The following is a 25,828-nucleotide window of genomic DNA, read 5'->3' as shown; positions in this document are numbered from 1 at the left end:
CGCACGAACAGCCTCAGATGCCCACTTCCGGGGGTTCGGCTGCACGGGGTGCCGGTCGCGTGCTGAAGCGAAAGCGGCCGGCGCACTCCAGGTGAGTGCGCCGGCCGCGGAGGTCACTGCTGGCCGCCGAACTTCCGGAGACCTTCCTTGAGCTTGTCCTCGCCTTGGTCGATGTGCTCGCTGTGCTTGCCGCCGGTCTTCTCGTCGGCGAACTGGCCTGCGCGCTCCACGCCCTGGTCGACCTTGTCGCCGTGCTGACCGACGAGGTCCTTTGCCTTGTCCTTCAACTCGTCGAAGCCCATGACTGCATCACCTCCCTATGGAGTCGGGATACCCGGTCTGGCATCCGGTACACGTCGCTGGATGGGGTGAAGCGTGGCGAGCCACGCGTGGAGGGACACAGATGACCGGCAGCTGAGTGATCCGTTAACCCTTGCCGGGCCACGACCCCCTCCACTAGGAAACGCGCATGAGGCGAATCGCAGCTGGACTGGCAGTGGCGGCACTCGCCGTCGTCTTCGGCACGACGGGCACCGCGGCCGCGCAGGAAGACCTGGCCAGGCCGGACTGCGGCTACACCGCGACGCCCGAGGAGCCCGCAGCCCGCCCGGTGCCCGTGCCGCACGACCCCTGGTTCACCAGGGGCAAGGTGCTGGTCAAGGTCAAGACCAACCAGGGCGACATCCCGCTCGTGCTCGACCGCACCAAGGCGCCGTGCACCACGCACAGCTTCATCCACCTCGCCCACCGCGGCTTCTACAACAGCACCGAGTGCCACCGCCTCACCGCGTACCCGACGCTGAAGGTGCTGCAGTGCGGCGACCCGTCCAACACCGGCGAGGGCGGCCCTGGATACAGGTACCGGGACGAGCTGCCGACTGACCTGCAGCCCGTGCCGAACGACCCGACCGGCCAGCGCCGCATCTACCCGCGCGGCACGCTCGCCATGGCCAACGCCGGCCCGGACACCAACGGCTCGCAGTTCTTCCTCGTCCAGTCCGACTCGGTCCTGCGCCCGAACTACACCGTGTTCGGCCAGATCCTGCCCGAGGGCCTGAAGACGCTCGACAAGATCGCCGCCGGCGGCATCGCGGGGGAGAACCCGGTCGACGGCCGCCCGAACGTCAAGTCCGAGCTCAGGTGGGTGCTCCCGCTCGGCATCTGACCCGTCAGGCCCCGGAACGGGCCCACCCCGACAACGCACCGTAGAAGGCGTCCGAGAGCCGCCGGACCACCTGCTCGCCAGGGAGTCCGGCGGCTCTCGTGAGGTCGAGGATCTCCCGCGGGTCGAACAGCGCGTTGTGCAGGAACCGGCCCACCGGCAGCAGCGGGTCCGGCAGCGCCAGGTCGATCAGCACGCCGCGCAAAGCCCGGTCCCACGCGCGGCAGAACACCGCCGCCGTGGCGTCGGAGCAGCGCAGCCGGTCGAGGAACCCGCGCTGGGACCAGAACCGCGCGATCACCGGACCGTGCACGTCCTGCAGCTCGACCCAGTGCGCCACCTGGTGCTCGAACAGGTCCTTGCCGGTCTTGCGCGACTTCTCGCCGTGCTCGGCCAACGACGTCATGACGTCCTCGTGGTAGGCGACGACAAGCGCCTCCACGGACGGGAAGTGCCGATACGCGGTCGCCTGCGAAAGGCACGCCTCGCGAGCGATGGACTGCATCGTCGCCGTCGTCGGCTCCTCCCGCAGAACGTGCGTCGCCGCCTCCAGCAACCGCTTGCGGTTGCGGCGCGCGTCGCTGCGGCTGCTCGTGTCCACTGGCAGGACGTCCTCCCCGTCGAACGTCTTTCGACGAACTGCCAGTGCAGGATAGGGCGAAGATCAGCGGAATGCGGCGATTCCGGTCAACGCGTGGCCGATGGAGAGCAGGTGGATGTCGGAGGTCCCCTCGTAGGTCAGCACCGACTCCAGGTTGTTCGCGTGCCGCAGCGGCGAGTACTCCAGCGAGATGCCGTTCGCGCCGAGCACGGTCCGGCTCTCCCGCGCGATCGCGATGGCCGCCTCGACGTTGTTGAGCTTGCCGACGCTGATCTGCTCCGGCCTGAGTCGGCCCTCCTCCTTCAGCCGCGCGAGGTGCAGCGCGAGCAGCATGGCGTTGTTCACCTGCACCGCCATCGTCGCGAGCTTGCGCTGGGTCAGCTGGAACGCCGCGATCGGCTGGTCGAACTGGATCCGCGTGGCCGCGTAGCCCAGTGCCGTCCGCAGGCAGTCCCTGGCGGCACCGACCGCCCCGAACACGATCCCGAACCGGGCCTCGTTCAGGCACGACAGCGGTGCGCCCAGCGACGTCGCCCCCGGCAGGCGGGCGCTGTCGGGCAGCCGCACGCCCTCCAGGACCAGCTCGGACGTGACGGACGCCCGCATCGACAGCTTGTGCTTGATGTCGTGCGTCGTGAACCCCGGGGTGCCGCGCGGCACGAGGAACCCGCGGATGCCGTCGCCGGTCTGCGCCCACACGGTCGCGACGTCGGCCAGCCCGCCGTTCGTGATCCACGTCTTGGTGCCGTCGAGCACCCAGTCGGAGCCGTCGCGGACCGCGCGCGTGCGCATGCCCTTCGGGTTCGAGCCGTGGTCGGGCTCGGTCAGGCCGAAGCACCCGATCGCCTCGCCCGCCGCGAGCCTCGGCAGCCACTCCTGCTTCTGCTCCTCCGACCCGTACCGCCAGATCGAGAACATCGACAGCGAGCCCTGCACCGACACGAAGCTGCGGATGCCGCTGTCCACGGCCTCCAGCTCCAGGCACGCGAGCCCGTAGGCCAACGCCGACGTGCCCGCACACCCGTAGCCCTCCAGGTGCATGCCCAGCACACCGAGCTTGCCGAGCTCACGCGCCAGCTCACGCGGCAGCACGCCCTCCTCGAACCAGCCGGCGACGTGCGGCCGGACGTGGTCGGCCAGGAACGCCGCGACGGTGGCCTGGATGTCGCGCTCCTCGTCGCTCAGCAACGACGGGATGTCCAGCAGCTGCAACGGGTCCTGCACTTCACGGCTCCAGCTTCGGCGGGCGCAGCCGGTAGCTCACCGGTGTGCGCGACAGGCGGATGGGGTTCGCGACGAGCGTCATGCCGTCGATCGTCGTGGTCGGAGCGAGGCCGAGCGACTCGGCCAGCGCGAACGCGTGCGCGATGTCGTTCACCGGCCCGCACGGAACGCCCAGGGGCGTCAAGGTCTCGAACCAGTGCCGCGCCGGCCGTTCCCGCAGCTGCCGCGCGAGGACCTCGAACAACGCGTCCACGTTCTCCACCCGGTCCGGGTTCGCCGCGAACCGCGGGTCGGTCGCCAGCTCCGGCACGTCGAGCACCGAGCACAACCGGCGGAACTGCCGGTCGTTGCCCACCGCGAGCGCGATTGGCTGGTCAGCCGTCGGGAACACCTCGTACGGCGCGATCGACGGGTGCCGGTTGCCCAGCGGCTCCGGGATCGCACCGGCCAGCGTGAAGCCCGCGCTCTGGTTCACCATGCTGGACAACAACACCGACAACAGGTTGAGTTCGACCCGCTGCCCCAGCCCGGTCTTCTCCCGGTGCCGCAACGCGGCCAGGATGCCCACGCAGGCGTGCAAGCCCGTCAGGACGTCGACCAGCGCCACACCGGTCTTCACCGGCGTGCCGTCACCGGTCACGCTCATCAACCCGCCGACGGCCTGCACGAGCAGGTCGTAGCCGGGCAGGTCGGCCCCCTTGCCGGAGCCGAACCCGGAGATCGAGCAGTACACGAGGTCGTCGCGGCCGAGCGACTCGTAGTCCAGTCCGAACCTCTTCATCGTGCCGGGCTTGAAGTTCTCCACCACGACGTCGGCGCGCGCGATCAGCTCGCGCGCCTGCTCCCGGCCCGCCGCGGTGCCCAGGTCGATCTGCACGGACGTCTTGTTCCGGTTGACGGACAGGAAGTACGTGGCCTCGTCGCCGTGGTGAGGCGGACCCCACGTGCGGGTCTCGTCGCCCCGGCCGGGCTGTTCGACCTTGACCACCTCGGCACCCAGGTCACCGAGCACCATGGTCGCGTAGGGCGCGGCCAGCACCCTGCTGAAGTCGGCGATCACCACCCCTTCGAGCGAGCTCATGCGACCCGCCCCCGCAGCCGCATCGCCGCGAGCACGCGTTCCTGAGCCACCTCTCTCGCTGCTGCATGTGTTGTCGTACCCCGGTTGCGCGCTTCGGCGAGCACGGTGGCCGCGTTCGCGCGCAGCTTCACCGACACCGCGTCGAGCACCACCGCGGGGTCGACGGGGAACGGCGAGTACCGCGCGTCCATCCCGAAGGCCGCCGCGACCACGCCGCCGGCGTTCGCGATGAAGTCCGGCACCACGGTGATCCCGCGCGCGGCCAGCACCTCCTGCGCCGCGGGGGAGGTGGGCAGGTTCGCCCCCTCGACCACGAGCGCGGTGTCGAGCTCCTTCGCGAGATCGGCGTCGACGACGTCCTGCACCGCCGCGGGCACCAGCACGTCGCACGGCACCCGCAGCTCGGCGCCGAGCGCCCGCAGGGCACCGCCGCCGTGTTCCTCCACCGCGAGATCGCCGCACTCCGCGCGCAGCCGCAACAACCGGTCGACGTCAAGACCTCCGGCGTCCACCAACGCGCCGTGAACTGAAGAGACGGCCACCACGATCGCGCCCAGCTCGGCGCACCGCTTCGCCGTCGCGGCACCCACCGCGCCGAAACCCTGGATCGCGACCCGCTTGCCGCGCAGGGGCATCAGCTCGTCCGCCACCTCGGCCACACCGAACCCGGTGACGCCCAGCTCGTCGTACGGCAAGCCGCCGAGTTGAGCCGGTGCGCCCATCATAGCGCCGCGGTCCGACAGTTCGTCCTGGACGATCGCGGCGTCCCGTTCGGTGAGGCCCATGTCGAGGCCCAGCACGTACTCGCGCGGCACCTCGTTCGACAGCTTGCGTGCGAACGCCCGCAGCGCCGCCTCCTTGCCGGGGGAGGCGGGGTCGAACCGGATCCCCGCCTTGGCGCCACCGAAGAAGAGGTCGACCCCGGCCCACTTCCACGTCATCACCCTGGCCAGCCGCGCGATCTCCGCGACCGTCACGCCGGGGCTCATCCGCGTGCCGCCCTTGCCCATGCCGCGCGCGGTGTTGTCGATGACCAGCACGCCCTTCATGCCGGTGCGCCGGTCCGACACCGCGACGACCTTCTCGGGTCCCCACTCGTCCATGAGCTGGAGAACGTCCACCGCACTTCCCCCTCCCGGTCGGGCTTCACACGCGGTTGAGCTCCGGCCGCGCCTGGCCGGCCGTGAACCTGGAGGCGTCCAGGGCGGACACGTCGAGGAAGGGCTCCCGGCCCAGCACGAGGTCGCGCACGACCTCGCCGACCGCGGGTCCCTGCAGGAAACCGTGCCCGGAGAACCCGGTGGCGTAGAAGAAGCGGCCCGCGCCCTCCGCCTGGCCGATGAGCGCGTTGTGGTCCGGGGTCACCTCGTACAGCCCGGCCCACCCGGTGCGCACGCCGACGTCGAGCAGCCGCGGTGCCCGCCGGCCGATCGCCTCGGTGAGCCGCGGCAGCCACGCGTCGGACACCTCCAGCTTGAACCCCGGCGTCTCGTCCGGGTCGGACATGCCCAACAGCAGGCCGCGGCCCTCGCGGTGGAAGTAGAAGGTGCTGCCGAAGTCGATGGTGAAGGGAACCACCCGATCGAGTAACTCCGGCATGGGCCCGGTGAACACCACCTGCCGCCGCAGCGGGGAAACCGGCAGGTCGACGCCCACCATCTCGCCGATCGAGCGCGACCACGCACCGGCCGCGCAGACCACCGTCCGGGTGATGACGGTGCCGCGGCCGGTTTCGACCCGAAAAGTGTCGGACCCGGCCCCTACTATCGATTCCACGGCAGTTCCGGTGCAGAAACGGGCCCCCATCCGGCGGGCAGCGGTGGTATATCCCAGGACCACGGACTCGGGCGTGCAGTGTCCGTCTTCCGGCGAATAGGCCGCCGCCAGCAGACCGTCCGTTTCGACCAGCGGAGACAACCGCCGGGCTTCCTCGACCGACAGCATCCGGCTCGGCACGCCGAGGGAGTTCTGCAGGTCGACGTTGCGCTCGAACGCCGTCACGTGGTCAGCCGAGGAGAGGAGGAACAGGTAGCCGACCCGGTGGAGATCGATCTCCTGCCCGGGCCGCTGCGGAAAGCGCTGGAACGCTTCGAGAGACCGAGCACCGAGCCTGATGTTGAGCTCGTCGGAGAACTGGGCGCGCACCCCGCCTGCAGCCTTGCAGGTGGACCCGGAGCCCAGCTCGTCCCTCTCCACGACGACGACATCGCGGACGCCCGCTTCGGCGAGGTGGAAGGCAATGGACGTGCCGATCACCCCGCCACCGATGACGACGACCTCAGCCCGCGCAGGGAGCTCCACTGAGCCGGACGTCATGGCAGGCCTCCGATCTCGTGGCGCCACGGCGGTCCCGGGCGCGTCGGCCGGACCGAGCCGCAGGCCACCCGCTGCACCGGTGCAGCGGGAGCCGGGCTCACGACGGCACTCGGCGCCCCGCCACCGTCACAGCCGGAAGCCAAGGTCCGCCTCGATCTCGAGCGTGTCCATCTGCGCTTTCTGCAGCGTGCCCGAGTAGTCCCAGTTCATGGACTGCCACCGGGTGAACTGGTCGAGCACCCACACACCCGACTGCCGGGAGCCGTTGCCGCTCTTGCCGTTGCCGCCGAACGGCAGGTGCGCCTCGGCCCCGGACGTCGAGTTGTTGACGCTCACCATCCCGGCGGAGATGCCCGCGCGGAAGCGGAACGCCTTGTCCGGGTCCGTGGTGTAGATCGAGCACGACAGGCCGTAGCCCGGTGCGTTGCCGAGTTCGACGGCCTCGTCCAGCGACGAGTACGCCATCACACCGACGATGGGGCCGAAGGTCTCCTGCAGGAACAGCTCGTCGTCCGCGCGGACGCCGGAGACGACCGCCGGGTGGTAGAAGAAGCCGCCCGTGCCCGTGAACCCACCACGAGGGTGGGAGGAGGTGATGCGACCGATCGGGCCGTGCACCACGTGGTGCTCACCGATCCAGCCGAGGTACTTCTCGTACGCCAGCGCGAACTTCTCGTCCAGCAGCGGTCCGTAGAGGACGTCGCCGGTCGGGTCGCCGACGACGGCGTCGGACACGGCCGCGGTGAAGCGGGCCAGGAACTCGTCGTACAGCGACTCGTGCACGATCGCCGTGCCGAGCGAGGTGCAGCGCTGGCCGGCGGAGCCGAAGCCGGCGAACAACGCGCCCTGCACGGCGAGGTCGAGGTCGGCGTCCTCGGTGACGACCATCGGGTTCTTGCCGCCGAGTTCGAGGCACGGCGTCTGGAGGTGGCGGCCGCAGAGCTCGCCGATGCGCACACCGACCTCGGTGGAGCCGGTGAAGCCGACCTTGTCGACGAGGCCCTGCTGCAGGGCCCGTTCCAAGCCGGTGAACGTCTCCGCGCCCTCGGCGAACACGACTTCGAACACGCCCGAGGGGAGGCCGGCTGCCTGGAACAGGTCGTAGAAGGCCTGGGCGGAGGCGGCGGAGTACTCGGCGGGCTTCCACACGACTGAGTTGCCGCACAGCAGCGCGGGCACGATGTACCAGGACGGGACCGCCACGGGGAAGTTGCCCGCGGTGATCACGGCGGCCACCCCGACCGGGTTGCGGAAGGTGAAGAGCTGCTTGTCGGGCATCTCCGACGGGACGGTCTGCCCGTAGAGGCGGCGGCCCTCGCCCACGAAGAAGTCGCAGGTGTCCACGATCTCCCGCACCTCGCCGCGGGCCTCGCCGATCGGCTTGCCGATCTCGCGGGTCACGAGCTGGGCGAGCTTCTCGGCGTTGGCCTCCACCAGGCGGCCGATGTTGCCGATGACCTGACCGCGCACGGGGGCGGGCACCCGAGCCCACTCGCGCTGCGCCGCCTTCGCGCGTCCCGCGGCGTCGATGAAGGTCGCGCTGGTCCCGAGCTCGATCTCGATGACCACGTCGGAGGTGTTCGACGGGTTCGTGGAGACGTAGGCCATGCCTCCACCCTGGTAGCTGCCCGGCGAGAACACCAGAGGCGGCAGAGCGAAACCTCGCGTCGTCGAGCATAAGCTGGCCTGGTGCTCAACCCGGTGCATCTCCGCACGCTCGTCGAGGTCGTGAGGGCCGGTTCGTTCGCCGAGGCGGCCCGCCGCCTTGGTTACACGTCGTCGGCGGTGTCCCAGCAGGTCTCGGCGTTCGAGCGGGCGGTCGGCGTGACGCTGTTCGAACGCGAGGCGCACTCGATCCGGCCCGCGTCGGCCGCGCTGCTCATCGCCGACCGGGGTGCGGAGCTGCTGGCCGCGTTCGACGGGTTCGAGCACGAGGTGAAGGCGGTGGTGCAGGGCCTGCGCGGGCGGCTGCGGATCGGCACGTTCCCCACGGCGTCGTCGCGTGTCGTGCCGAGGGCGCTCGCCCGGCTCACGGCCGAGCTGCCCGGTGCCGAGATCCGGCTGGACGAGGGCGAGCCGGAGTACGTGCTGCCGCTGGTGCTGACCGGGGAGCTCGACCTGGCGCTGGTCTACGCCTACGACCTCGTTCCCCGGACGTGGCCGGAGGAGCTGACGGTGCGGCCGATGCTGGACGAGGCGCTGCTGGTGATGGTGCCGGAGCACCACCCGGCGGCGCGGGTCACCGTGCGGCTGGAGGACCTGCGGGACGAACGCTGGATCGCGTCACGGGACGGCACGTCCGGAGCCACCTGCCTGACCCGGCTGTGCGCCGCGGCCGGGTTCGCGCCGCGGATCGCGTTCCGCAGCAACGACTACGAGGTGGTGCAGTCGCTCGTCGCGGCGGGTGTCGGCGTCGCCCTCGTGCCGGCGCTCGGCCACAAGGCGCTCAGCGGCACGCACGCGATGCCGTTGCGCGGCAAGCCGTTGCGGCGGCACGTGCACGTCGTGCACCGGACGGCGAACACCAACCCGTTGCTGCACGACGCGGTCAACGCCCTGCACCAGGCCTGCGAGGACGCCGTGGGCGACCACGTCGGCCTGCCATGACCGGGAGAACGGGGAGTCGGCGACAATGCGTCGGGTGAAGGCGAGAGCAGTGCTGCGCAGGAGGTCCGACAGCGCGGTCGGCTGGTCCCTGGCCATCGGTGGGACCGGCGGCACGGCCTACGTCCTGCTGCACCCGCTCCCCGGTGCCGGGTTCGCGCAGCAGACGGAGCTCGTCGCGGTGATGGCGCCGCTGATCTGGTTCTGCTGGATGGTCTTCGCGCACCCGGCGGTGCGCGTCCACGAGTCCGGGGTGCGGGTCGTCAACTGGTTCCGCTCCTACTGGGTGCCGTGGACGGCGCTGCGCGAGGTCGAGGTGACCCGCGAGGTCGTCCTGGTGCTCACGACGGGGGAGCGGGTCGACGTGACCGCGGGGGCGTTCTCGCTCGCGAGCGCACTGGGCGGCAGCCGGGTGCAGCACCGGATGCGCGAGGAGATCGAGCGGCACCGCCCGGCCGTGCCGCCCGCGGGTGAGGTGCCCGGCAGGCGGCTCGACCTCTGTCCGTGGCACTTCCTGGGGCTGGTCGCCCTGCTGCTGGTCGTGGCCTGGGCCGGCGTCTCCTGATCGCGCCCCTATTCGCCCGTCTGACCGTCGGCGAGCTCGCGCAGCAGGTCGAGGTGACCGACGTGGCGTGCGGTCTCCTGGGCCACGTGGGCGAGGATCCAGCGCACCGTGCGCTTGCCGTCCGCCGCGACAGCGTCCGCGCCGCAGTCCCGGAGGGCTTCGGCGTTGGCCCACTCCGCGCGGTAGGCGGCGATGAGCGTCTTCGGCGTGTCGGCCGGGTCGAGGTCCCACGACGGGTCGGGGTCGCCCTCCCACAGCGACGGCAGGCCGAGGCCCGCGCCCGCGATGCAGAGCCAGTAGCGCTCGACGGCGACGAGGTGCTTGAGAACGCCGAGCGCGGTCAGCTTCGGCGAGGTGGCGATCGGGGCGGCGGCCGCCTGCTCGCGGGTCAGGCCGTCGACCTTCAGGACGGCCGTCCTGCGCAGGAAGTCGAGGAACTGCCAGGCGAGCACACCTTCGTCGGTCGCGAGGTTCTCGGGCCAGGTTCGGGTCACGGCAGGAGTCTGCCAGCCGACTGCTCGGCGGGCTCCCGGTCGATCGCGAACATGATCAGCCGGTGGTTGTGCGGTACCAGCGCGGAGAGGTGTTGACCGGAGGTTGCAGCCTGGCGTTGACCACGACCACGTTCGGGCCCTCGGCTGTCAGCGCCTCGGCAAGGCCGCCGAACCCGTCGAGCGTGACCGCCGGGATGCCGAAGCTTTCGGCCAGCTTCGCGAAGTCAGGGCGGGTGAGGTCGACGCCGGTGATCGCGTGGCCGGCGATCTGCTGGTCGTAGCGCAACATGCCGTACCCGCCGTCGTCCACGACCACGACGGTCAACGGCAGCCCTTCCTGCCGCACCGTCGCGAGGTCGCCGCACGCGAACAGGAACCCGCCGTCGCCCACGACCGCGATGGTGCGCCCGTGCACCGCCGCGCCGATGGCAGCGGGGAAGCCGAACCCGAGCGTGCCCCAGCCGACCGGGTAGGCGAGCCCGCGCGGCCTGCGGACGTGGTGGAACCCGCCGAGCCAGTAGCCGGGGATGCACATGTCGGCGACGATCGTGGCGTCCACGCCCGCCATCGCGTCCAGGAACACCGCCGCCTCCGGCGAGTCCGCGCGCACGAACTCCCGCACCGCCGCGTTGACCCGTTCGACGTCCACGGCGGCCTTCTTGACCGGGACCGCTTCGGCGAGCGCCGCGGTCACGTGTCGCGCGTCGCCGAGCAACGCCACGTCGGCCGGGTAGTTCTTCGACAGCTCGGCCTCGTCGATGTTGATCGACAGCAGGGCGCGTGGCTTGGGCTGCGACCAGTTCTGCGTCATCATGCCGTCGAAGTCGGTGCCGATGGCGACCACGAGGTCCGCCTCGTCCCACAACGCACCGACCACCGGTGCGTGCACCGGTCCGCGCACGACGAGCGGGTGGTCGCTGATGCCGCGCGCGCCGTAGGTGGTGATGATCGGTGCGTTCAGCCTGTCGTTCACCGCGCTGATCGCGGCCCCGGCCCCGGACCGCGCCGCACCGCCGCCCACCCACAGCAGCGGCCGCTCGGCCTTCCCGACCAGCTCCACCGCCTCGGACAGGTCCGGCACCGGCGGCCGTTCGCCGGTGGCAGACCTGACACCCCACTCCACTTCCGCGGTCAGGAAGTCCGTCGGCACCCCGAGGTACACCGGCCCCTGCGCGCCTTCGAGAGCGGTGCGCACCGCACGGTCGACGTACGCGGGCAGTTCGTCCGCCGCCGGCACGTTGAACGCCGCCTTGGTCACCGGGCCGAACAACGCCCGCTGGTCCCGCGTCTCGTGCAGCACCCCGCGGTACACGCCGGGCCGCCGCACCGCGCTGGAGATGTCCGTCGCGATGACCAGCACCGGACTGCCCGACGCCATCGCCTCGCCCGTCGCACCGAGCGTGTTCGCCGCCCCCGGCCCCGTCGTCACCACCGCGACACCGAGCCGCCCGGTCGCCCGCGCGTACCCGTCCGCCGCGTACACGGCCGTCTGCTCGTGCCGCACGCCGATCATCCTGATGCCGGACGCCGCAAGCGCTTCCCACACCGCCAGGTTGTGCACACCGGGCAGGCCGAAGACCACCTCGACGTCGTGCGCGGCCACCATCGCCAGCAGGCTCTCGGCACCATTGGGCATGCGCTCGACGCTAAGGGGCGCTTATCGCACCGGCAACGGTCGTGCAGCAGGTCTGGTGCTCAGGACCACCTGTTCGATGCCTCTTCGACGGACCCGCGCCCGCCGAGCGTCGTCACGACCGGCGAGGGGGCCGTGCGCAGTCTGCCGAAGATCGGGTGGCGGGGCGTCCGGTGCACGACGAGGGCTGGTCTTCCTGTTCGCCGGCTGCGGGTCAGGGGCCCGGACGGCGGCGCCACCGCCCACCACGTCGTCCACATCGGACGAACCGGCCCGCGGAGTTCCAGGCGCGGTGGTGGACCAGTCCTCGACCACGAACCCGGTGACCGACACGTCCGGGCGGTTCTGCATGCGCGACCAGCGCGCCGCGGCTCACCGTCGACGTGCGGTACCGGTTGATCGTCGGCGCGGACAGAAAATCGGGTGCGCAGATCCGGTACCGTGGTCGGTGGCGTCGAGCAGACGTGGGGCTGGAGCCGCTCTCCCGGCAGTGGAGCGGAGTCCGTCGCAGAGTTCAGCAACTCCTGCTCACGAACTGCGCACTGACCACGTAGACGCGTGCACATGCGTCCTTGTCGGCCGAGCCGGGCGGCGGAAACGAGGACTGCTGCCATGGCACGTCTGTCCACCACGGACCAGCTCGCCGACCTGCGGCGCACCTACACGGGCGAGAACCTCTCGCAGGCCGTTCCCGCCGTGCGCGACGGGGCGCCGTTGCCCGACGCGACCACCGCGGCCCAGCAGCAGCTGGAGGCCAAGGTGCTGCTCGCCGGCTGCACGGCGGCGAGCATCGTCCAGCTCATGCCCCCGGCGAGCATCACGACGCCCACCCACGCGTTCCGCGCGGTGGAGCCGGGGGAGGCGGTCCGGCTGCACCTCGCGCCGCGCGTGCTGGGGCCGTTGCTGTTCGAGCTGCTACCGCGCACCGAGGGCGGCTACGGCATGGGTGTCGCGGGGCTCGTCCACCGGCAGCACCGGCGCTCCGCCGAGCTCACCACGGGGGAGGCGTCGGTGGTCCTCGCCGGTGTCGACCAGGCGGCGTGGGACCAGGGCATGCGGTACGTGCGGTGGATGCACGAGTTCCGCGGCGTCGAGTACGCAGACGGCGGCGGGCTCGACGAGGAGGTCGCGCAAGCGGCCACTGGGAGCGCTCTCCTGCGCCGGGTGCACCTGTGGCACGACGCGTGCTGGCTCCGTGCGCTTCCGCTGGGCGACGGCTGGTTCGTCGAGTGGCCGGGTGGTCCTTCCGAGACCGGCGTCCGGGAGAAGCTCGCCCACCCGCGGTTCGGCACGGCGCACGAGGTCGTGTTGCAGCGCAGCGAGGCGCCGGCCGAGGACGTCGACCGGGGCATGCGCACCTACCCGTGGCCGGAGGAGTTCGTGTCTGCCGTCACGGCTGGTGAGCCCGATCAGCGCCACGGGCGCCGGTAGACTGCCCTTTCGCCCGCAGGAACGATCGTCAGGAGGACCCCGGTGACCCAGCAGGCTGCCGAGGCCCAGTCCGAAGCCACGCGCAAGGCCCCGCGCGTGCTCGTCGCCGAGGACGAGGCGCTCATCCGCCTCGACCTCGTGGAGATGCTGCGCGAGGAGGGCTACGACGTGGCCGGTGAGGCCGCGGATGGTGAAGAGGCGATCAAACTCGCGACCGAGCTCGACCCCGACCTGGTGATCCTGGACGTCAAGATGCCCAAGGTCGACGGGATCGAGGCCGCGCAGCACATCGCGGGCAACCGGATCGCGCCGGTCGTGATCCTCACCGCGTTCAGCCAGCGCGAGCTGGTCGAGCGCGCCCGTGACGCGGGTGCGATGGCGTACCTGGTCAAGCCGTTCGCGAAGCGGGACCTGGTGCCCGCGATCGAGCTGGCGATCAGCCGGTTCAACGAGCTCGCGGCACTGGAGCAGGAGGTCGCCGGTCTGACCGAGCGGCTGGAGACCCGCAAGGTCGTGGAACGGGCCAAGGGCATCCTCATGACCAAGCAGGGTCTGAGCGAGCCGGAGGCGTTCCGGTGGGTGCAGCGCACCGCCATGGACCGCCGCACCACGATGAAGGCCGTGGCCGAGGCCGTCATCGAGAACTTCGGCTGAGCTCCAGCCAGACCGAGTCCGCCTGCCGCCCCGGATCCTCGGGGCGCAGGCGGACTTCGACGTCGTGACTGCCCTTGAGCGCGAGGAGCAGCTCGTGCCGGCCGCCGACGCCACCGGGCGTGGCGACCGTGGCCGCGTGGTGCCGATCGACGTACACCTCGAAGCCCGCCACGGGAGCCACTGACGGTGTGGCGCTGCCGTCGAGGGTGACGACGAGCGTTGCCTCGTTCGGGGTCACAGCGGCGAACTCAGCGGTCATCACGGGCACGGCGGGCGGCAGGGGCCCTGGGGCGTTCGGCAGCCGCGCCCGCGTCTCGCCCGGCACCTCCAGGTAGCTCTCCAGCACCTGCGCCTGCGACGCGCCCGGCATCCGCAGCACGAACGGCGACAGCGCCCCGGTCTCGGGTCCGAGCAGCTCGGCCGGGACGTCACCGGCCACGGTGACCTCGGAGTCCTGCGCCGCCGACCAGCCCTCGGTCTGCGGCCGCAACGGGATTCGCGCCGTTCCGAGCTGCGCCACCAGGCCGTTCACGTCACCGCCGTCGCCCAGCCGGACCGTGGCGCGCAGCCGGGCGGACGGCGCGTTCCGCAACGGTGTGCGCGCCACGCCGATGCCCGGCGCCTCCTCCTCCGGCTCCAGCACGCGCAACGTGCCCGCCACGACGGGCGTCTCGACGACCTCGGTGACCGGCCGCGGTCTGCCGGAGATGCCGACGGTGTCGACCTCCACCCGTCCCGGCCGTCCCGGCGGCGCGGTCACGCCGACCAGCACGGTCGCCTGCCGCCACGCGGGCACCGCGGCCGAGCGGGAGATCTCCGCGCCGTCCTGCAGCACGCGCACGCCGTCGCGGGTCAGCACCACCTCGAACCGGTGCAGCACGCCGGCGCCGCGCGTGCCGGCGACCGAGTCGTCCACCACCACGCGGATCGCGCCGGCCGGGGGAGTGGGCCCGGCCAGGTCGGGCGTGCCCGGCACGAGGTCGACCACGAGCTTGCCGCGGGGACCCGCCGCCGACGTCACCACCGCGACACGCCCGAGCTCGCCGGCGTCTTCGAGCACCAGCGGTGACCGCGCCCGCAGGACCGCCGTGCCCTCGCCGCACGGCATGTCGACCACGAGCCGGCCCGAGCCCAGCGAGGGGTTCACGCAGCCGCGCCGGCCGCTGAGGTGGAAGTGCCGCTCCACCCGCGGGTCGTCGAACTCCTCCAGGAACCCGGACACCCGCTGCCGCCACGCCCCGTCGTCCCCCGCGCGTTCCTCGGCGCGGACCGGCGCCGACCGCCGGCCGTGCGCGTCGACCGCCCGCACCTCCGGTGTGCCACCGCCGGCGACCTCGGGTGACGCGACCAGCCTGCCCGACACCTCGTAGCCCGCGGCGCCCGCCACGGGAGACCATTGCACCCGCCCGTCGTTGCTCCAGACGGAGGACGGTGCCGAAATCGAGCCTGAACGGGGCGGTGGCTTGACATAGTCGGCCGTGTAGCTCGTCAGCCGCACAGGTTCCGAGCTGGGGTTTTGAGGGTCCGGGCCGGGGTCGCGCAGCAGCAGGACCGCCGAGGTCAGCACCCCGGCGGCAGCGATGACTGCGACCAAACGACGACGCGGAGTCATACGCCCAGGCTATGGCAGCAGTCCAAAGAGTGAACGAAGGTTACTGACGGTGACTTTCCTTAAACAAAACATAACGCCGAGTTGCGTTATGGTCACGAGCCCATTGGCGTTGATGACTGGGGTCACAATCAGCGCCTAGGGTCCGGCCATCCCTCAGCAGAGGGGCGTGGAGCGGTGCGCGGAGATCTCGCCATCGCAGTGAGCACGGATAGAGGAGGGACTCACGTGCGTAAGCACCTTGTGAAGTCCGCAGCGATCGTCGGCGCCACGCTGCTCGTCGTCGCGGCCTGTGGCACGAATGACAAGACCGAAGCGGGCGGCACCGGGGGCAGCTGCGACACGTCGAAGGGCACGCTGACCGTCGGCGTTGTCGCTCCGCTGTCCGGAAACCTGTCGGCGCTCGGCATCGGCATCAAGCAGTCCGCTGAGCTCGCCGTGGACGAGGCCAACAAGAAGTGCACCGTCAAGGGCTACAAGCTCCAGGTGTCGGCCCAGGACGACGAGGCGAACCCGGCCAAGGGCGCCCAGGCGGCCACCAAGCTGTCGACCGACCCGAACGTCGTCGGCGTCGTCGGCACGCTGAACTCGTCGGTCGCCCAGACGGTGCAGCCGATCCTGCGCGACAAGAAGATCCCGCAGGTGTCGCCCGCGAACACCAACCCGTCGCTGACCAGGGGCAACGACTTCCTGACGGCGCCGAAGCGGCAGTTCGACAACTACTTCCGCGTCTGCGCGACCGACGACCTGCAGGGCCCGTTCGCGGCCAACTACATGGTCGAGAAGGCCGGCAAGAAGAAGATCGCGATCATCACGGACGGCAAGACCTACGGCAAGGGTCTGGCGGACGAGTTCGCGAAGCAGGTCGCCAAGAAGGGCGGCACGATCGTCGGCACCGAGACCGTCGGTGAGAAGGACACGGACTTCTCCGGCGTCGTGTCGAAGATCAAGGGCCTCGCGCCCGAGGCCGTCTACTACGGCGGTGAGTACCCGGCCGCCGGTCCGCTGTCCAAGCAGATGAAGGACAACGGCCTGAACGTCCCGCTCATGGGCGGCGACGGCATCTACGACCAGAAGTTCATCGACCTCGGCGGCAAGGAGGGCGACCTCGCCACCTCCGTCGGTGCGCCGACCGAGTCGCTGGAGACCGCCAAGGCCTTCGTGACCGCGTACAAGGAGAAGTTCGGCAAGGAGGACTTCGCCGCCTACGGTGCGTTCTCCTACGACGCCGCGAACGCGATCATCGGTGGTCTGGCCAAGACCGTCGAGGGCGGCGAGTGGGGCGACGCCAAGCGCGACGCCATGCTGACCAACGTCGGTGCCTACAGCGGTTCCGGCGCCACCGGTGAGGTCAAGTTCGACCAGTACGGCGACAGCACCAACAAGGTCCTGACCGTCTACCAGGTCACCGGCACCAAGTGGGATGACGTGCAGACCGGCGAGTACACGGGCTGACCGACTGCTGATCGTTAAATGAAGCTGCGGCGGGGGCGGGCGAAGTTTGCTCGCCCCCGCCGTCTACGGAGGTAGTCGTGTCAGTCCTGCTCCAACAGCTGGCGAACGGGGTCGTGCAGGGCGCTTTGATCGCCCTGATCGCCCTCGGGTACACGATGGTGTACGGCATCATCCAGCTGATCAACTTCGCCCACGGTGAAGTCTTCATGGTGTCCTCGTACGGAGGACTCGCCACGTTCACGCTTCTTCCTGACGACCTCAAGAAGTCGCCTGCCGTGGCTCTGCCGCTGATGTTCCTGGGCGGCATCCTCGTCGCGGTCGTCGTGGCCGTGGTCATGGAACGCTTCGCCTACCGGCCGCTGCGCAACGCGCCCCGGCTCGCGCCGCTCATCACGGCGCTCGGCGTCTCGGTGTTCCTCCAGGAGGCCGTGCGCGTCTGGTACCCCGACGCCACGTCCAACCTGCCCTACCCGAAGGTCTTCCCGACGGGGAGCCTCGCCCTCGGCCCCATCAGCGTGCCGTGGACCGGCGTGCTGCTCGTGGTGCTGTCGGTCGGTCTGTCGATCCTGCTGCAGACCTACATCAACCGGTCGCGGATGGGCCGTGCGATGCGGGCCACCGCGCAGGACCCCGACACCGCGAAGCTGATGGGCATCAACCCCGACCGCGTGATCGTGCTGACGTTCGTGTTCGGTGCCGTGCTCGCCGGTGTCGCCGGCGTCATGTTCGGCGGATACCTGAACAACATCAACATCGACATGGGCTTCCAGAACGGCATCTTCGCCTTCACGGCGGCCGTGCTGGGCGGCGTCGGCAGCATCCGCGGTGCGGTCATCGGCGCGTTCATCATCGGTCTGATCAAGACCCTCGCCGGCCAGTACATGCCGGGCGGTACCCAGTACGACTACGTCTGGATCTTCGTCGTGCTGATCCTCGTGCTCGTCTTCCGCCCGCAGGGTCTGTTCGGCGAGCCGGAAAGGGTGCGCGCATGACCACGACCGCTGCTGAGAAGCGCTCCGCTCTCGCGCCACTGGGCAAGCCGTTCGCGGCCGTCGGCGGCGTGCTGTCGATCGTCGCGGCCATGCTGCCGTGGGTCACGTTCCCGCTCAACGACGGGAACTGGCCGGACAAGTCGACGCTGTCGTTCTTCGACGCGCCGTTCGCGCTCACCGGCTTCCGCTGGCACATGCTGGTGCTCGGTGTGCTCGTGCTCGTCGCCGCCTTCGCGCCGACCCCGTCCAAGGGCCGCGTCGTGCGCGCGCTGGGCTGGGGCGTCCTGTCGGTGGCCGCCATCAACGGCATCTACCTCGTCGTCAAGGGCGGCGGGTTCGGTGCCATCACCGCGTACAAGGACGTGGTGGCGTTCGGCAGCATCGCCGGCGTCGTCGCCGGTGTGCTGGTGATCCTCGCCGGCTACGGCATCGGCATCGAGCCGCCCGGCAACTGGCGGATCAAGCTCAGCACGCCGGTGGCGTACCTGGTGCTGCTGGTGTCGTTCGGCGCGGTGCTCTACGCCGTCTCCGCGATGCTGACCACCGGCGGTGTCGGTGCCGGCAACCCGTACGCGGGCGCCATCTTCCTGTCGTTCCTCGGCTTCGCCGGCGGACTGCTGGCGGCGCTCAACGGCATCGGCTACACCAAGTGGATCTCGCACCTGTCCGAGGAACACCGCGTGTTCAGCGTGATCGTGCTCCTGGCGTGCGCGCTGCTGCTGCCGTTCACCGACGCCGGCAACGAGTACTGGATGACGGTCGCGGCGAACATCGGCATCTACGCCGCCACCGCGATCGGCCTGAACATCGTCGTCGGCCTCGCCGGTCTGCTCGACCTCGGGTACGTGGCGTTCATGGGCATCGGCGCGCTCGTCGCGGCGAACTTCTCCGGTGCCGCCGCCGCGAACTTCGGCATCGACCTGCCGTTCCCGGTGGCCGCGGTCATCGCGGCGGTCGTGGCCGGCATCTTCGGCGCCATCGTCGGTTCGCCGACGCTGCGCGTGCGCGGTGACTACCTGGCGATCGTGACGCTGGCGTTCGGTGAGATCTTCACCCGCTCCGCGCAGAACAACATCGGCGGCATGACCAACGGCTCCAACGCCATCCCGGGCGTCCCGCAGCTGTCGCTGTTCGGCACTGAGTTCAACAAGCAGCTGACCCTCGGCTCGGTGAAGCTGCCGGCCGGTGTCCTCTACTACGTGCTCATCGTGCTGCTGGTCGCGGCGACGATGACGGTGTTCGCGAACCTCAAGTTCAGCCGCATCGGCCGTGCCTGGATCGCGATCCGCGAGGACGAGGACGCGGCCCGCGCGATGGGCATCCGCACCGGCAAGATGAAGATCCTCGCGTTCCTCATCGGCGCCATGCTGGCCGGTCTCGCGGGTGCGGTGTTCGCGCACAAGAACGGCACCGTGTCCTACGAGTCGTTCAAGTTCCTCGAGTCGATCACGCTGCTCGCGGCGGTCATCCTCGGCGGCATGGGCTCGATCCCCGGCGCCGTGCTCGGTGCCGCGCTGCTGTTCGTGCTGCCCGAGAAGCTGCGCGACTTCGAGGACTACCGCCTGATGATCTTCGGCCTCGCGCTGGTGCTCATCATGCGGTTCCGCCCGCAGGGCCTGATCCCCGACGCGCACCGGCGCGCGGAGCTGGCCGATGAGAACGTCGACGGCACCCACGTCGACGAGCTGCCGAAGGAGGCGAAGGCGTGACGCCGGTGTTGGAGGCGCGTGACGTCTCGATGGTCTTCGGTGGCCTCAAGGCGCTGAAGAACGTGACGTTGTCGCTCGACGAAGGCAAGATCGTCGGCCTGATCGGCCCGAACGGCGCGGGGAAGACCACGTTCTTCAACTGCCTCACGGGTCTGTACACGCCGACCACCGGCCAGGTGCTGCTCAAGGGCAACGTCCTGCCCGGCGACCCGGCCAAGGTGACCGACGCGGGTCTCGCCCGCACGTTCCAGAACATCCGGCTGTTCCCCAGCATGACCGTGCTGGAGAACGTCATGGTGGGCAGGCACGTGCGGATGAAGCAGGGCCCGCTGGCGTCGCTGTTCCACGGCCCGGCCTACCACCGCGGCGAGAAGGCGGCCCGCGAGCGCTCCCGCGAGCTGCTCGAGTTCGTCGGCCTGCGCGGACCGGACGACGAGCTCGCGCGCAACCTCCCGTACGGCGACCAGCGCCGTCTTGAGATCGCGCGCGCGCTGGCCACCGACCCGTCGGTGCTGCTGCTCGACGAGCCCACTGCGGGCATGAACCCGCAGGAGACGGAAGCGACGCAGCAGCTGATCTTCCGCATCCGCGAGACGGGTGTGTCCGTGGTCGTCATCGAGCACGACATCAAGTTCATCTTCGGGCTGTGCGACTCGGTCTCCGTGCTCGTGCAGGGCGAGCTGCTCGTCGAGGGCAGCCCCGAGGTCGTGCGCGCTGACCCGCGGGTCATCGAGGCCTACCTCGGCAAGCCGCCGGAGGAAGTCGAGCACGACATCGAGGCCGCGAAGGGGGAGCAGGCATGAGCCCGCTGCTCGAAGTCCGCAACCTCTCGGTCGCCTACGGCGCGATCGAGGCCGTCCGCGACATCTCGTTCACCGTCGAGGCCGGTCAGATCGTGTCGCTGATCGGCTCGAACGGTGCGGGCAAGACCACGACCCTGCGCACCATCTCGGGTCTGCTGCGCCCGGTGTCCGGCGAGATCCTGTTCCAGGGCAAGCCGATCCACAGCGAGCCGGCCCACGCCATCCTCGGCATGGGCATCTCGCACTCACCGGAGGGCAGGCGGCTCTTCCCGCGGATGACCGTGGAGGAGAACCTCCAGCTCGGCGCCTACGTCCGCAAGGACGACGGCGTGCAGGCCGACATGGACCGGGTCTACGAGCTGTTCCCCGTCCTGGGCGAGCGCCGGCACAACAAGGCCGGCCTCTTCTCCGGCGGTGAGCAGCAGATGCTCGCCATCGGCCGCGCGATGATGTCCAAGCCGCGCCTGCTCATGCTCGACGAGCCCTCCATGGGCCTCTCGCCGATCATGACCCAGCGCATCTTCGACACCATCAAGGAGCTGCAGTCGCTCGGCACCACCATCCTCCTGGTGGAGCAGAACGCACTGGCCGCCCTCGCGTTGTCGCACCACGGCTACGTGATCGACCTCGGCCGGACCACGCTGAACGGTCCCGGGCACCAGCTGCTGGCCGACCAGCGGGTGCGCGACGCGTACCTGGGCGAGTCGCACTGAGCCGGTAGCACGGCGAACGGGGCGGAGGAACCTTCCTCCGCCCCGTTTCGCTGTTCAGCCCGGCCGTGGTCCACGTTCGGGCGTGACGAGTCGAAAGCGCAGGTGGCTCCAGGCCAGCGCCGCATCCACTGTGGACACCGGGTGGGACCTGCCCCGGTGCTCAGGCCCCCGGTGCCTTGGGGCGGATGATGCACGTGAGGCGCGCGGTGCAGGTCCGCTTGCCCTCCTCGTCGGAGATGGCGATCTCGAACGTCGCCGTGGACCGTCCCAGGTGGAGCGGGCGGCACACGCCCGTCACGATCCCCTCGCGCGCCGCGCGGTGGTGCGTGCAGGACAGCTCCAGCCCGAGGGCGATGGAGCCGAACGACGCCGCGTGCATGGTGGCCGCGACCGAGCCCAGCAGCTCGGCGAGCACCGCGTTCGCGCCGCCGTGCAACAGCCCGAACGGCTGGCGGTTGCCCTTGACCGGCATGGTGCCGACCATCTCCTGGACATCCCATCGGGTGATTTCTATGCCCATGCGGGTGTGCAACTGCTCGTCTGCGTACTCGGTGGGCAGGTCGCCGATCACGTGCGCTCCAGGGCTCAAGCGAAACTGTCAGACCACCACCCTAGACTCGGGCTCGTGACTCCCTCAGACGTGAAGCGGCTCCTGCTCATCGACGGTCACTCGATGGCCTATCGAGCGTTCTACGCCCTGCCCGCCGAGAACTTCCGGACGGCCACCGGGCAGGTCACGAACGCCGTGTACGGGTTCACGTCCATGCTCATCAACATCCTGCGCGACGAGCAGCCCACGCACGTGGCGGTGGCGTTCGACGTCTCCCGCAAGACGTTCCGCTCCGAGCAGTACCCCGAGTACAAGGCCGGTCGCTCCAAGACGCCGGACGAGTTCCGCAGCCAGGTCTCGCTGATCGGCGAGGTCCTCGACGCGCTCCAGATCTGCAAGATGGAGAAGGAGGGCTTCGAGGCCGACGACGTCATCGCCACGCTGACCACGCAGGCGGTGGAGCAGGGCTTCGAGGTGGAGATCGTCACCGGCGACCGGGACGCGTTCCAGCTCGTCAACGACAAGGTGACGGTGCTGTACCCGGTCAAGGGCGTGTCCGAGATGGGCCGGTTCACCCCGGCCTACGTCGAGGAGAAGCACGGCGTGAAGCCCGAGCAGTACGCCGACTACGCGGCGGTGCGCGGCGACTCGTCGGACAACCTGCCGAACACGCCCGGAGTGGGCCCCAAGACGATCATCAAGCTGCTCAACCAGTTCGGCGGGCTCGACGGGCTGGTCGACCGCGTGGACGAGGTGCCGGGCAAGGTCGGCGAGGCGCTGCGCGGCAACCTGAGCAACATCATCATGAACCGCCAGCTCACCGAGCTGGTGCGCGACCTGGAACTGCCGTACCAGATCGACGGTCTGGCGGTGAGGCAGTGGGACCGCGACGCGGTGCACCGGCTGTTCGACGAGCTGGAGTTCCGCGTCCTGCGCGACCGGCTGTTCCAGACCCTGTCGACGGCGGAGCCCGAGGCCGAGGAGGGCTTCGAGGTCTCCGGCGGCGCGATCCCGGCCGGCACGCTGGCCACATGGCTCGACGAGCACGCCCGTGGCGCCCGCGTCGGCGTGGCGCTGCGGATCGCGGGCCAGGACGTCGAGGGCGTCGCCCTGTGCACCGCCTCCGGTGAGGGCGGCTACGTCGCCGTCGAAGGCCTCGACGAGGCCGACGAGCAGGCGCTCGCCGCGTGGCTGGCGGACGAGGGCGTCACCAAGGCGGGCCACGACCTGAAGCTGCCGCTGCGCCGGGTCCGGGCCCGCGGCTGGAAGCTGCGCGGCCTGACCTCGGACACGGCGCTCGCGGCGTACCTGGTGCGTCCCGGCCAGCGCTCGTTCGCCCTCGACGACCTGGCGCTGCGCTACCTCAAGCGCGAGCTGCGGGCCGAGGAGTCCGGTGACGGCCAGCTGTCGCTGCTGTCGGACGAGTCGGAGGAGGCCGCCAAGGTCGCCACCGGCGCGATCCTGCGCGCCCGCGCCGTGGCCGAGCTCGCCGACCGCCTCGACGCCGAGCTGGTGACGATCGGCGGCGCCGACCTGCTGGCGAACCTCGAGCTGCCGCTGATGAACGTGCTGGACGAGGTCGAGGCCGTCGGCATCGCGATCGACGTCGACCACCTGTCCGAGCTGGAGGCGCACTTCGCGGCCGGCGTGAAGCAGGCGGCGCAGGACGCGTACTCGGTGATCGGCAAGGAGATCAACCTCGGCAGCCCCAAGCAGCTGCAGGCGGTCCTCTTCGACGAGCTGAACATGCCGAAGACGAAGAAGACCAAGACCGGCTACACCACGGACGCCGACGCGCTGCAGAACCTGTTCGAGCAGACCGAGCACCCGTTCCTGCAGCACCTGCTGTCGCACCGCGACGTCACCCGACTCAAGTCCACTGTGGACGGCCTGCTGAAGTCGGTGGCCGACGACGGCCGCATCCACACGACGTTCCACCAGACGATCGCGGCGACCGGCCGGCTGTCCTCGACGGACCCGAACCTGCAGAACATCCCGATCCGCACCGACGAGGGCCGCCGCATCCGGCAGGCGTTCGTCGTCGGCGAGGGCTATGCCGAGCTGATGACCGCCGACTACAGCCAGATCGAGATGCGGATCATGGCGACGCTGTCCGGCGACGAGGGCCTGATCGCGGCCTTCAACTCCGGCGAGGACCTGCACACCTACGTTGCCTCGCAGGCGTTCTCGATCCCCACCTCCGAGGTGACCGGCGAGATGCGCCGCCGCATCAAGGCCATGTCGTACGGCCTCGCCTACGGCCTGTCCGTCTTCGGCCTGTCGCAGCAGCTGCGCATTCCCACCGAAGAGGCCCGCGAGCAGATGGAGGCGTACTTCTCCCGCTTCGGCGGCGTGCGCGACTACCTCAACGAGATCGTGGAGAAGGCCCGCAAGGACGGCTACACCGAGACCGTGCTGGGCCGCCGCCGCTACCTGCCCGACCTCAACTCGGACAACCGCCAGCGCCGCGAGATGGCCGAGCGCATGGCGCTGAACGCCCCGATCCAGGGCAGCGCCGCGGACATCATCAAGGTCGCGATGCTCGGTGTCTTCCGCGCCCTGGAGTCCTCCGGCCTGCGTTCCCGCATGCTGCTCCAGGTCCACGACGAACTGGTGCTGGAGATCGCCGACGGCGAGCGCGAGGCGGTCGAGGCCCTGGTCCGCGACCAGATGGGCAACGCTTACCAGCTCCAGGTGCCGCTGGAGGTCTCGGTGGGCGTCGGCCGTTCGTGGGACGACGCGGCGCACTAGCGCGACCGATCCGTTCCGCCGCACTGGAAAACTTGCCGTAGAACCTGAACTCTTCCCCTCAATTTGTTGCTCGTCAACGAGTTGAGGGGAAGAGTTCGGCTGTGGCCCCGCTCCCACGCCAGTCGGTGGGAACGCTCCAATGGTGTGTCCGCACACGTCCGGCCCGCTCATGGCGTACCGAGTCGGCCTTGACATCGGCACCGCGCGCGTAGACCGCGGTCATCGGCCGTGATGCCACCACCCGCGCCCGCCGGCCGGTCAGCCACCGGGCAGGGTGGCCGTGGCGCACCGGCGTCCTGTTCGTGCCGGGGCCGCACGAGGCCGGACAACTCGAACCCGATGTGGTTGAACCGCCGCCGACGTGGGTAGCCCCGGTGCGCGAAGAGGACCGGCCCCGCAGGCGGATCGGCGTTGCGCCGTTCGCCGCCGCCGGGTTGGTCGCGCTCGCAGCGGTCGGAGGGTGCACGGCCCACGAGGTGACGCGGGAACCACCGCGTGTCGTGGCCGAGGGCGCCGAGGTCCCGCCGCCCGGAACGGCACCGCCGCCCGCGCTGCAGCCATAACGGACGTTGATCCCGCCCATTCCGGCATCGAACCACCCCGGTTAACCGCCGTTGACACCGGCTGAACAAAACCAGCAGGCTGTCGGGGCGTCACATTAGGAGCCGATTTCAGTGGGGGATTTTTTCGGCTGCAAACGACCGACCGGGGAGACGGAATTGTCCATCGTCACTTCACTGGATTCGTCCATCGAGGAGCACGTTCACCGCGAGGTGGACAACGAGCAGCTGTGGGCCTCGCGCAAGTCGTTCTACGAAACGGGCTTCGCGCTCGTGTCCTACCTGTTGCCGGCCGACGTGAAAGCCATGGTGGCCGCAGAGGTGAACGACCTGCTCGCCGAGCAGTCGATCCGCAGGGACCTGCACCTCGCCGAGACCAGCAACAGCCCGCGGTACATGCGCAACGTCACGGCGGCCGACATCCGGGCCCACGCGGGTGCGACCGTCGACCTCTACAGCAGCCCCGCCTTCATCAGGGCGCTGAGCAACGTCGCAGGTGAGCAGGTTCTGGAGTGCCCGTACGAGCCGGAGCACTACGTCATCACCCACCTCGAGCGCCCCGGTGACACGCACGGGTGGCACTGGGACGACTACAGCTTCGGGGTCATCTACGTGGTGGACTGCCCGGATGTCGAGTTCGGCGGGTTCGTGCAGACGGTGCCCGGCACGTCCTGGGACAAGAAGAACCCGCAGGTCTTCAAGCAGCTGGTGAACAACCCCATCTATTCGTACGAGCTGCGGCCCGGCGACATCTACCTGCTGCGCACCGACACCACGTTGCACCGCGTGCACCCGGTCGAGGAAGGCGCCACGCGCACGATCATCAACATGGCTTACGCGGCCGAGCGGGATCTGAGCAAGGAAATCTCGCACGAAACCATGGAAGACCTTTTCCGCGTCTGAAATAAAGTATGAGGAGCG

23 protein-coding genes are annotated in these 25,828 nt (G+C 70.1%); 12 read left to right on the top strand and 11 right to left on the bottom strand.

Going from position 1 to position 25,828, the window contains the following annotated elements:
- Positions 1-113: 113 nt before the first annotated feature.
- Positions 114-302, bottom strand: a complete 189-nt coding sequence (locus AB0A63_RS14205; protein ID WP_360390123.1) for an antitoxin — start codon at positions 300-302, stop codon at positions 114-116.
- 167 nt (positions 303-469) lie between these two features.
- Here AB0A63_RS14205 and AB0A63_RS14200 point away from each other — a divergent pair, with 167 nt between their 5' ends.
- Positions 470-1,165, top strand: coding sequence for a peptidylprolyl isomerase (locus AB0A63_RS14200; RefSeq protein ID WP_360390121.1), 696 nt, complete (start codon positions 470-472; stop codon positions 1,163-1,165).
- Positions 1,166-1,169: 4 nt separating this feature from the next.
- On the opposite strand, the gene AB0A63_RS14195 is transcribed toward AB0A63_RS14200, so the two are convergent.
- The 6 genes from AB0A63_RS14195 to AB0A63_RS14170 all read right to left on the bottom strand — a co-directional run bounded on the left by AB0A63_RS14195 (position 1,170) and on the right by AB0A63_RS14170 (position 7,992).
- Positions 1,170-1,763, bottom strand: a complete 594-nt coding sequence (locus AB0A63_RS14195) for a TetR/AcrR family transcriptional regulator (RefSeq protein ID WP_360390118.1) — start codon at positions 1,761-1,763, stop codon at positions 1,170-1,172.
- 63 nt (positions 1,764-1,826) lie between these two features.
- Positions 1,827-2,987 carry an acyl-CoA dehydrogenase family protein gene (locus AB0A63_RS14190; RefSeq protein WP_360390115.1) on the bottom strand — a complete coding sequence of 387 codons (1,161 nt, stop codon included), beginning with the start codon at positions 2,985-2,987 and terminating at the stop codon, positions 1,827-1,829.
- Between the two features lies 1 nt (position 2,988).
- Positions 2,989-4,068, bottom strand: coding sequence for a CoA transferase (locus AB0A63_RS14185; protein WP_360390112.1), 1,080 nt, complete (start codon positions 4,066-4,068; stop codon positions 2,989-2,991).
- Positions 4,065-5,189: a Glu/Leu/Phe/Val dehydrogenase dimerization domain-containing protein gene (locus tag AB0A63_RS14180; protein WP_360390109.1), complete on the bottom strand. Its 1,125-nt coding sequence runs from the start codon at positions 5,187-5,189 to the stop codon at positions 4,065-4,067. The genes AB0A63_RS14185 and AB0A63_RS14180 overlap by 4 nt, the downstream gene beginning before the upstream one ends.
- Before the next feature lie 25 nt (positions 5,190-5,214).
- Positions 5,215-6,384 (bottom strand): FAD-binding oxidoreductase, encoded by a 1,170-nt coding sequence (locus tag AB0A63_RS14175; protein ID WP_360390106.1) that lies wholly within the window; start codon positions 6,382-6,384, stop codon positions 5,215-5,217.
- A 126-nt stretch (positions 6,385-6,510) separates the two neighbouring features.
- Positions 6,511-7,992 carry an aldehyde dehydrogenase family protein gene (locus AB0A63_RS14170; RefSeq protein ID WP_360390103.1) on the bottom strand — a complete coding sequence of 494 codons (1,482 nt, stop codon included), beginning with the start codon at positions 7,990-7,992 and terminating at the stop codon, positions 6,511-6,513.
- An 81-nt stretch (positions 7,993-8,073) separates the two neighbouring features.
- Between AB0A63_RS14170 and AB0A63_RS14165 the strand changes: the two genes are divergently transcribed.
- Both AB0A63_RS14165 and AB0A63_RS14160 read left to right on the top strand, forming a co-directional pair.
- Positions 8,074-8,991, top strand: a complete 918-nt coding sequence (locus tag AB0A63_RS14165) for a LysR family transcriptional regulator (protein ID WP_360390100.1) — start codon at positions 8,074-8,076, stop codon at positions 8,989-8,991.
- 34 nt (positions 8,992-9,025) lie between these two features.
- Positions 9,026-9,553: a PH domain-containing protein gene (locus AB0A63_RS14160; RefSeq protein WP_360390097.1), complete on the top strand. Its 528-nt coding sequence runs from the start codon at positions 9,026-9,028 to the stop codon at positions 9,551-9,553.
- Positions 9,554-9,561: 8 nt separating this feature from the next.
- Here AB0A63_RS14160 and AB0A63_RS14155 read toward each other — a convergent pair whose 3' ends face one another.
- Positions 9,562-10,047 carry a DUF664 domain-containing protein gene (locus tag AB0A63_RS14155; protein ID WP_360390094.1) on the bottom strand — a complete coding sequence of 162 codons (486 nt, stop codon included), beginning with the start codon at positions 10,045-10,047 and terminating at the stop codon, positions 9,562-9,564.
- Positions 10,048-10,102: 55 nt separating this feature from the next.
- A complete protein-coding gene (locus AB0A63_RS14150; RefSeq protein ID WP_360390092.1) occupies positions 10,103-11,683 on the bottom strand; it encodes a thiamine pyrophosphate-binding protein in 1,581 nt (526 codons plus the stop codon).
- Positions 11,684-12,292: 609 nt separating this feature from the next.
- On the opposite strand from AB0A63_RS14150, the gene AB0A63_RS14145 reads away from it, so the two are divergent.
- Both AB0A63_RS14145 and AB0A63_RS14140 read left to right on the top strand, forming a co-directional pair.
- Entirely contained in the window at positions 12,293-13,111 is an 819-nt protein-coding gene (locus tag AB0A63_RS14145; RefSeq protein WP_360390089.1) for a hypothetical protein, read from the top strand.
- A 42-nt stretch (positions 13,112-13,153) separates the two neighbouring features.
- Entirely contained in the window at positions 13,154-13,765 is a 612-nt protein-coding gene (locus tag AB0A63_RS14140; RefSeq protein ID WP_360390086.1) for a response regulator, read from the top strand.
- On the opposite strand, the gene AB0A63_RS14135 is transcribed toward AB0A63_RS14140, so the two are convergent.
- Positions 13,746-15,167, bottom strand: a complete 1,422-nt coding sequence (locus AB0A63_RS14135) for a hypothetical protein (protein ID WP_360390084.1) — start codon at positions 15,165-15,167, stop codon at positions 13,746-13,748. The two genes, AB0A63_RS14140 and AB0A63_RS14135, sit on opposite strands and share 20 nt — an antisense overlap.
- Positions 15,168-15,602: 435 nt before the next feature.
- On the opposite strand from AB0A63_RS14135, the gene AB0A63_RS14130 reads away from it, so the two are divergent.
- The 5 genes from AB0A63_RS14130 to AB0A63_RS14110 all read left to right on the top strand — a co-directional run bounded on the left by AB0A63_RS14130 (position 15,603) and on the right by AB0A63_RS14110 (position 21,046).
- A complete protein-coding gene (locus tag AB0A63_RS14130; RefSeq protein ID WP_360390081.1) occupies positions 15,603-16,829 on the top strand; it encodes a branched-chain amino acid ABC transporter substrate-binding protein in 1,227 nt (408 codons plus the stop codon).
- Positions 16,830-16,906: 77 nt separating this feature from the next.
- Entirely contained in the window at positions 16,907-17,821 is a 915-nt protein-coding gene (locus AB0A63_RS14125; protein ID WP_360390078.1) for a branched-chain amino acid ABC transporter permease, read from the top strand.
- Positions 17,818-19,530 (top strand): hypothetical protein, encoded by a 1,713-nt coding sequence (locus tag AB0A63_RS14120; protein WP_360390075.1) that lies wholly within the window; start codon positions 17,818-17,820, stop codon positions 19,528-19,530. The genes AB0A63_RS14125 and AB0A63_RS14120 overlap by 4 nt, the downstream gene beginning before the upstream one ends.
- A complete protein-coding gene (locus AB0A63_RS14115; protein WP_360390072.1) occupies positions 19,527-20,333 on the top strand; it encodes an ABC transporter ATP-binding protein in 807 nt (268 codons plus the stop codon). The genes AB0A63_RS14120 and AB0A63_RS14115 overlap by 4 nt, the downstream gene beginning before the upstream one ends.
- Entirely contained in the window at positions 20,330-21,046 is a 717-nt protein-coding gene (locus AB0A63_RS14110) for an ABC transporter ATP-binding protein (protein ID WP_360390069.1), read from the top strand. Before AB0A63_RS14115 ends, AB0A63_RS14110 begins: the two co-directional genes overlap by 4 nt.
- 160 nt (positions 21,047-21,206) lie before the next feature.
- Here AB0A63_RS14110 and AB0A63_RS14105 read toward each other — a convergent pair whose 3' ends face one another.
- Positions 21,207-21,566 carry a hotdog fold thioesterase gene (locus AB0A63_RS14105; protein ID WP_360391443.1) on the bottom strand — a complete coding sequence of 120 codons (360 nt, stop codon included), beginning with the start codon at positions 21,564-21,566 and terminating at the stop codon, positions 21,207-21,209.
- 105 nt (positions 21,567-21,671) lie between these two features.
- Here AB0A63_RS14105 and polA point away from each other — a divergent pair, with 105 nt between their 5' ends.
- Both polA and AB0A63_RS14095 read left to right on the top strand, forming a co-directional pair.
- Complete coding sequence (gene polA, locus AB0A63_RS14100; protein WP_360390067.1) at positions 21,672-24,347, top strand: DNA polymerase I; 2,676 nt, start codon at positions 21,672-21,674, stop codon at positions 24,345-24,347.
- Between the two features lie 719 nt (positions 24,348-25,066).
- Entirely contained in the window at positions 25,067-25,810 is a 744-nt protein-coding gene (locus AB0A63_RS14095; RefSeq protein WP_360390064.1) for a hypothetical protein, read from the top strand.
- The last annotated feature ends 18 nt before the right edge of the window (positions 25,811-25,828 follow it).

The sequence above is a fragment of the Lentzea sp. NPDC042327 genome (genome assembly GCF_040647275.1).
Classification (GTDB): domain Bacteria; phylum Actinomycetota; class Actinomycetes; order Mycobacteriales; family Pseudonocardiaceae; genus Lentzea.
Note: the sequence above shows the minus strand (reverse complement) of the source record. Positions and strands in the feature narration are given on the sequence as shown.

Excerpts from the sequence above, each read along its gene's own strand:
- AB0A63_RS14185 (WP_360390112.1), bottom strand. The coding sequence starts at position 4,068 with ATGAGCTCGCTCGAAGGGGTGGTGATCGCCGACTTCAGCAGGGTGCTG.
- AB0A63_RS14175 (WP_360390106.1), bottom strand. The coding sequence starts at position 6,384 with ATGACGTCCGGCTCAGTGGAGCTCCCTGCGCGGGCTGAGGTCGTCGTC.
- AB0A63_RS14205 (WP_360390123.1), bottom strand. The coding sequence starts at position 302 with ATGGGCTTCGACGAGTTGAAGGACAAGGCAAAGGACCTCGTCGGTCAG.
- AB0A63_RS14120 (WP_360390075.1), top strand. The coding sequence starts at position 17,818 with ATGACCACGACCGCTGCTGAGAAGCGCTCCGCTCTCGCGCCACTGGGC.
- AB0A63_RS14110 (WP_360390069.1), top strand. The coding sequence starts at position 20,330 with ATGAGCCCGCTGCTCGAAGTCCGCAACCTCTCGGTCGCCTACGGCGCG.
- AB0A63_RS14145 (WP_360390089.1), top strand. The coding sequence starts at position 12,293 with ATGGCACGTCTGTCCACCACGGACCAGCTCGCCGACCTGCGGCGCACC.
- AB0A63_RS14200 (WP_360390121.1), top strand. The coding sequence starts at position 470 with ATGAGGCGAATCGCAGCTGGACTGGCAGTGGCGGCACTCGCCGTCGTC.
- AB0A63_RS14150 (WP_360390092.1), bottom strand. The coding sequence starts at position 11,683 with ATGCCCAATGGTGCCGAGAGCCTGCTGGCGATGGTGGCCGCGCACGAC.
- AB0A63_RS14170 (WP_360390103.1), bottom strand. The coding sequence starts at position 7,992 with ATGGCCTACGTCTCCACGAACCCGTCGAACACCTCCGACGTGGTCATC.
- AB0A63_RS14105 (WP_360391443.1), bottom strand. The coding sequence starts at position 21,566 with ATGGGCATAGAAATCACCCGATGGGATGTCCAGGAGATGGTCGGCACC.